Genomic DNA, 5,627 nt, shown 5'->3' with positions numbered 1-5,627 from the left:
GCGACGCGCTGGGCGGCCGCTTTGAGGGCGGCGATCTCCACGGTGGCGCTGTACGCGAACTCGGTCGGGAAGAGTGCCTCGTACTTGGGGAGCTCGCCCTCCAGGGCCCGGATGGTGGTGGTGTGGTTCTCGCTGCGCACGGTGAACAGGCCCGAGTCGGCGGTGGGAAGGGCGAGGTCGACGGTGGTGTCGTCGGCGGCGGCCTTGGTCGCGTCCGTGAGGGCCTTGGCCGGGATCACGGCGGTACAGTCGGGCAGGTTCGCGTCCTTCCACGCCAGGGTGCGGACGGCGAACCGGTAGCGGTCGGTGGCGTAGACGGTGAGGGTGCCCGTCTCGCTGTCGTGGCGCAGGCCGATGCCGGTGAGGACGGGCAGGGCCTCGTCCCTGCTGACCGCACTGGCGACCTGGGCGACTGCCTCAGCAAGGTCGGGACCAGCGAGGGTGCCGGCGGTGGCGCCCGGGTCGGGGAGGGTGGGGTACTCCTCCAGGGGCAGGGTCGGCAGGGTGAAGCGGGCGGATCCGGCCTTGAGCACCATGCGGGGGCCGGTGAGCTCGAGGTGAACGTCGCCGCGGACCGTGCCGACGATGTCGGCCAGCAGCCGTCCGGAGATCAGGGCGCGGCCGTTCTCGGTGACGGTGGCGGGTGCGGTGGTGTCGGCGCTGACCTCGTAGTCGAAGGCGCTGACACGCAGCCGTTCGCCGGTGGCGTCCAGGAGGAGACCGGCGAGGACGGGGATCGGCGGGCGGGCGGGGAGGCTGCGGGCGGCGTAGCCGACGGCGGCGGCGAGGTCTGCCTGTGCAACGGTGAGCTTCACGGGCGGGTCCCTTCGGGTACGGGGAGGTCCAGGAGGAGCTGTTCGGTGTCCGGAGCCGCGGAGCGCGAGGTCTGCGGCCGGGTGGGCGGCATGACCGGGGTGGCGGCCGGGCCGACGTCGACGGCGAGCTGTCCGGCGTCAGCGAGGGCCCGGGCGCGGGTCGTGGCGCGGGTGACGGCGTGGTGCCCGGCGTCCAGGTGCAGATGGCAGCCCTGGCACATCGCGCGCAGATTCTCGGGAGAGCAGTTCTCGGGGGTGTGATCGAGGTGGGCGGTGGTGAGGCAGACAGTGCTGCCGGTGCCGTACGCCTCGCCTTCGTGGACGTTGGGGCAGCGGCCGGGGTGGGTGCCCCGGCCGCATTCGCCCTCGCACTCGCACCGCCACCCGGCCCTGTCTTTGATGGCCCGGGAAATCTCCGGCCAGTTGGCCGGGTAGCGGAGGATGTTCTCGGGCCGGATCGGCACAGCGCGGCCCCCGGCTAGTCGCCGCTGGCGGCCTGGCGCTGCTCGAAGGCTTCGAGCAGTTCCCCGAGGCCGTTCGGCTCCGGAGCGGTGCCGACCCAGTCACCGGCCTCGGTGAACACCTCCACCTCGCTGGTGTCCGCGTCGAACCAGCAGACGTACGGGCCGTAGCGCTCCAGCATCGACGTGGGGGCCGTGTCGAGGTCGGTGCGCGGCGGTGCGGTCTGCAGGAGCTCGAGGTCGGTGACGTCCAGCCACATCGGCTCGTCCGGGGTGCGGGGCAGCCGGACGTAGCCGGTAACGCGGACCAGGTCGCCGGGGACCAGGTCGTACAGCACGGCGGCCGCCATGGCCGGGTCCTCCACCGTGCAGGGCAGGATCATCTCGTCCGTGCGCTCGTCCGTCGGCGAGACGAAGATGCGGAACCGTGCGCTGGAGCCGCGCAGGCCGGACACGGTCTCTTCGTCCAGGAAGCCGTCCAGGGCTATCGCGTCGGCCACGGTCAGCTCGCCTTCGCGGCCAGGGTCTGGGCGGCGTCGTACGCGTCCAGGATCTTCTTCGCGATCATGCCCTTGTCCGCGACCCGGTGGCCGTTGGCGCGCGCCCAGGACCTGACGGCGGCGAGCTCCTCCGGGGTGCGTCCGCTGCCCATTCCCGACCGGATCGGGGTGGGCGCGGCCGTCACCGTCGCCGTGGTGGCGACGGGGGCGACGGGGGCGAGAGGGGCGGGGAGGGTGCCGGCCTTGACGGCCCGAAGCTCCTCCTCAGCCTTCTCCAGTTCGGCCTTGAGCTTGGCAACCCGGTCTTCGGCAACCCGCTGCGCGTCATCGGCGGCGGCGCGGCGCTGGGTCAGCTCAGCCCAGTCGGAGCGGATCCGGGCGGCCCGGTTACGGACGTCGGCCGCCGGCTGCTTGTCCGCCCAGGCGAGCAGGGCCTGGAGGGAGTCCGCGTCCAACGTCTCCGTCTCTGCCGGGCTCTCCGTCTCGGTCACAGCCTCCGGGGTGACGGTGGCCTCCTGGTCGTGGGCGGCGAGCAGCTCGGTGAGCTCGTCCTCGCTGAGGCCGGTCGCGGCGGTGATCGCGCCGGTGCCGTCGCCGTTGGCGTGCATGGACAGGGCCATCGCCTCGAACGCGTTCGGGGTCTGCGGGGTCTCGGTCATGGGGTGGGTGTCTCCGTTGTCCGCGATGAGGGGGAGCAGGGTGGTGAGGGTGTCGTTGTCGGTGGGCGTCCCGAGGTAGCCCAGGAGTTCGGTGAGGTCGTCCTTGTCGCGGGCGTTGCGTGCGACAAGGCGGCTCGCGGCGGCGAGCTCTTCTGCGGGGCTGGGGTTGAGCGGGAGCGATTCGGCTTCAAGTGCCCGCTGCCAGTCGGTGAACATCGCGGCCTCCTACGACGCAGCCTTGAGGCCGGCCGTGAGCCGGACGAGGTTGTGCTGCTGCCGCTCGGGGGTGATCAGCCGGTGCACCGGCATCGGACCGTTCACCGCGCGGTCCAGCCGGACGATGCGCGCCTGGTTCACGGGCAGCGGGGTGTGGCGGGCGGCGGCGGCCCGCTCGCGGCGGGCCTGGTCCTGGGCGGCGAGGACGTCGATCCAGTCCGGTCCGAGGCGGTCGGCCATGCGTTTGCGCAGGGCAGTGCGCTGGCCCGGGGTGGTGGCCGCCCAGATGCCGACCTTCGTGACCGGCTTGTTGACCAGCGCCCACCGCAGGCAGTTCTTGACGATGGGGCAGCTGGAGCACGCCGTGCGTGCCTTCTCCAGCCGCTTCTCCGTCGCCGCCCGATCGCCGTTGGTGTGATCGCCGTTGGTGAAGTCGAACAGCTTCGGCTCCGTCTGGCAGCGGGTGGGGGTGGGGCTGTGGGGGAAGGGGAAGCGCGAGTCGGGGGCGGTGAAGTCGGTCGGCTTGGCGATGCCGGGGCGGCTCATGACGTGGCCTCCGGGAACAGCTCGTTCAGGTGGGGGAGTTGGAGGAGGACCTGCTCGAAGACATCGAGCGGGACGCGCCACGGTCCGAGCGCCCCGCCGCAGGGAACAGGCAGCGGCAGGACGTGGACGTCGTCGTCCAGGTCCACGTGGAAGCAGTCGCGCTGCGCCCACGGGCTGCACAGTTTCCCGGCCTCGGTGCGGGAGTCGTGGGAGCCGGTGATCCGGATGACACCGAGGACCGCGCTGAACTGCAGCTGGTGGCCGCGGATCGCGCGGGCCACGAGCGGGTCGCGCAGGGCGGCCCGGTCCATGGTCTTCTCCGCACCGGAATGCAGCAGGCGCCAGCCCGGCGCCCACGGCTTCGGCCGGTTCTCCACGCGCTTGCCGCCGCGCAGGATGGACGTCGCCCAGGGCTCCTTGACGGTGACGCCCCGGATCCAGTCCGGGGCGTACAGGGTTGGGCTCACGCTGCCTCCGGTCCGGCGTGGGTTCCGATACGGCCGGGGCGGCGGCCGTTGATGGTGGCGACGTCGGCGTGCGCGCGGGTCGCCAGGACGGGCTGGCCGGTGTGCTTGCCCGCGTACATGGCGACGTCGGCGGCGCGCTGGAGCCGCTCGCGGTCGCGGGTGCCGATGACGTCCGGGGCGGCGGCCCCGATCGACACGGCGACGTCGACCGCGGGTCCGTCTCCGGTGTCGACCGGCTCGCGCAGGGCGCGGTTGAGCTGGTCCAGCCGGAGGCTGCGGCGGCCGGCACCGACCCACGCGCCGACGACGAATTCGTCGCCGCCGTCGCCGCCCATCCGGCCGACGATGCCGCGGCTTCCCGCCCACTCCATCAGCCGGGAGGCCGTGGACTTGAGGACCAGGTCGCCGACGTGGTGCCCGAAGTCGTCGTTGAAGGTTTTGAAGTGGTCGACGTCGCAGATGAGCAGCAGTGCGTTGTCGCCGTAGCGGGTGATGAACCGCTGGATACGCGGCTCCCACGCGTCGCGGCGCAGGGCTCCGGTGAGCTTGTCCCGACTCGCGTCGGCGAGGCGCCGGTGCCACACGACGTTGTGGGCGGCCCACCCGGCAGCCGGTATGGCGGCCGCGGCGAGCGCCGTAGTGATCGTGCCGGAGGGCAACGCCACGCGGGCTATGGAGGTCATACTGGTGACTCCCTCTCGTTTCGTGCGGGATGGGTGGCCCGAGGCAGGCGACGGTTTCCAGACCTGGTGCGCCTGCCTCGGGGCGTATCTAAAGCTCGTAGACGGTGCGGTTCCTCCAGCTGTACGGGTTGACCCAGGCGCCGGCCTTCGCCGCCGCCCAGTCGGGCTCCCAGCCGATGCGCACACCGCACGCTCCCCAGTCGCCGTCCTGCCTGCCGGGGTTCTCGAGTCCGGCCTGCTGCGCGGCGAGGGCCGCGTCGTAGACCTGATGGGCGCGGGTGAGGGCCTCACTCGTGGAGGACGCCCTGCCGGTGAAGACGTGCACGCCGTGCAGCGCCCGGTTGGTGGTGTGGTGAATCGGGACGTCGACCTCGAAGACCTTCTGCTGCGGCATGACGCCCATCTCCTTCCTGCTGGTCGTGCTGGTCGTGGCGGAACACCGCGACCGCCCCGGCCGGGAAGGCCGGGGCGGCACGGAGGAACGCCGCTTCCCTCGAGGAAGGTTCAGCGGGTCGTGGCGCTCGCCAGGATGTCGGCGTGGTCGAACGCGAGGTCCGGGAGCGCGGTCAGGGGCCACCAGCGGGCGGCGGTGGCGTCGTCGCCTGCCGTCGGCCGGAGCGGCATGGGCAGGGTGGCCGTGTAGGCGACGCTGACGTACCGGCCGCGCGGGTCACGGCCGGGTGCGTCGAATGCGCCCACCTGCCGGAGGTCGGCGGCCGGGACGGTGATGCCGGTCTCTTCCTCCAGCTCGCGCACGGAGGCGGCCAGGCTGGTCTCCCCCGCGTCCACATGGCCGCCGGGCAGCGCCCACCGGCCCTTGAACGGGTCCCAGCCCCGCTCGATCAGCAGGACGTGGCCGGCGGCGAGCAGGACGACGTCGGCGGTGTAGCGGATCGTCTCGTCGGTGGTGGCGGTGATCATCAGGTGCCTCCTGGGCTCGAAGCGGTCAGGCCGGGACGGGGGCGGGGGTGTCGAGCTGGGTGCCGAGCAGCAGGGCGCGGATCGACTTCTCGTACTCGCCCGAGCGGATCCGGTCGTGGAGGAGCTGACCGGCGACCAGGCAGCGGGCGCGCAGGCTGATCGCGGCGACGGCGTCCGTGTCGGCACCGGCGTCGGTCGCGGCCTTCTCGGCAGCGGCCCCGGCGAGCGTGTAGGCCGTCTTGAGGCCGGCCGCGCGTCGGGAGTACCGCGCCTTGAAGTGCGCCCAGTCGCTCACCGCACGGGTGTCGTCCAGGCGTCCGTCCCAGGCGTCGTACCTGCGGCGGGTGCCGTCGGGGACG

At 72.7% G+C, this 5,627-nt stretch carries 10 protein-coding genes; all 10 read right to left on the bottom strand.

The features are described from left to right. Positions 1-815: DNA polymerase III subunit beta (dnaN, locus tag ACFWP7_RS31815; RefSeq protein WP_384388427.1), on the bottom strand; the 815-nt coding region annotated here is incomplete at its 3' end. After that, positions 812-1,279, bottom strand: a complete 468-nt coding sequence (locus tag ACFWP7_RS31810; protein ID WP_384388424.1) for a hypothetical protein — start codon at positions 1,277-1,279, stop codon at positions 812-814. The genes ACFWP7_RS31810 and dnaN, both read right to left, overlap by 4 nt. A 14-nt stretch (positions 1,280-1,293) precedes the next feature. Then, positions 1,294-1,776, bottom strand: a complete 483-nt coding sequence (locus ACFWP7_RS31805) for a hypothetical protein (RefSeq protein WP_384388421.1) — start codon at positions 1,774-1,776, stop codon at positions 1,294-1,296. A gap of 2 nt (positions 1,777-1,778) precedes the next feature. Beyond that, on the bottom strand, positions 1,779-2,651 hold the full coding sequence (locus tag ACFWP7_RS31800) for a histone-like nucleoid-structuring protein Lsr2 (protein ID WP_384388418.1): 873 nt from the start codon (positions 2,649-2,651) through the stop codon (positions 1,779-1,781). Between the two features lie 9 nt (positions 2,652-2,660). Continuing rightward, on the bottom strand, positions 2,661-3,197 hold the full coding sequence (locus ACFWP7_RS31795) for a WhiB family transcriptional regulator (protein ID WP_384388415.1): 537 nt from the start codon (positions 3,195-3,197) through the stop codon (positions 2,661-2,663). Continuing rightward, positions 3,194-3,664 (bottom strand): hypothetical protein, encoded by a 471-nt coding sequence (locus ACFWP7_RS31790; RefSeq protein WP_384388412.1) that lies wholly within the window; start codon positions 3,662-3,664, stop codon positions 3,194-3,196. Before ACFWP7_RS31790 ends, ACFWP7_RS31795 begins: the two co-directional genes overlap by 4 nt. After that, the gene (locus ACFWP7_RS31785) at positions 3,661-4,347 is read right to left on the bottom strand and encodes a GGDEF domain-containing protein (RefSeq protein WP_384388410.1); all 687 of its coding nucleotides are present in this window, start codon (positions 4,345-4,347) and stop codon (positions 3,661-3,663) included. The genes ACFWP7_RS31790 and ACFWP7_RS31785 overlap by 4 nt, the downstream gene beginning before the upstream one ends. An 88-nt stretch (positions 4,348-4,435) precedes the next feature. Further along, on the bottom strand, positions 4,436-4,741 hold the full coding sequence (locus ACFWP7_RS31780) for a hypothetical protein (protein WP_384388407.1): 306 nt from the start codon (positions 4,739-4,741) through the stop codon (positions 4,436-4,438). A 110-nt stretch (positions 4,742-4,851) separates the two neighbouring features. Next, positions 4,852-5,268 carry an NUDIX domain-containing protein gene (locus ACFWP7_RS31775; RefSeq protein ID WP_384388404.1) on the bottom strand — a complete coding sequence of 139 codons (417 nt, stop codon included), beginning with the start codon at positions 5,266-5,268 and terminating at the stop codon, positions 4,852-4,854. A 25-nt stretch (positions 5,269-5,293) separates the two neighbouring features. Continuing rightward, positions 5,294-5,627: hypothetical protein (locus tag ACFWP7_RS31770; RefSeq protein WP_384388401.1), on the bottom strand; the 334-nt coding region annotated here is incomplete at its 5' end.

The organism is Streptomyces sp. NPDC058470, from assembly GCF_042721055.1.
GTDB lineage: Bacteria > Actinomycetota > Actinomycetes > Streptomycetales > Streptomycetaceae > Streptomyces.
Note: the sequence above shows the minus strand (reverse complement) of the source record. Positions and strands in the feature narration are given on the sequence as shown.

Coding starts and splice junctions, on each gene's coding strand:
- ACFWP7_RS31800 (WP_384388418.1), bottom strand. CDS start 2,651: ATGTTCACCGACTGGCAGCGGGCACTTGAAGCCGAATCGCTCCCGCTC.
- ACFWP7_RS31795 (WP_384388415.1), bottom strand. CDS start 3,197: ATGAGCCGCCCCGGCATCGCCAAGCCGACCGACTTCACCGCCCCCGAC.
- ACFWP7_RS31785 (WP_384388410.1), bottom strand. CDS start 4,347: ATGACCTCCATAGCCCGCGTGGCGTTGCCCTCCGGCACGATCACTACG.
- ACFWP7_RS31780 (WP_384388407.1), bottom strand. CDS start 4,741: ATGCCGCAGCAGAAGGTCTTCGAGGTCGACGTCCCGATTCACCACACC.
- ACFWP7_RS31775 (WP_384388404.1), bottom strand. CDS start 5,268: ATGATCACCGCCACCACCGACGAGACGATCCGCTACACCGCCGACGTC.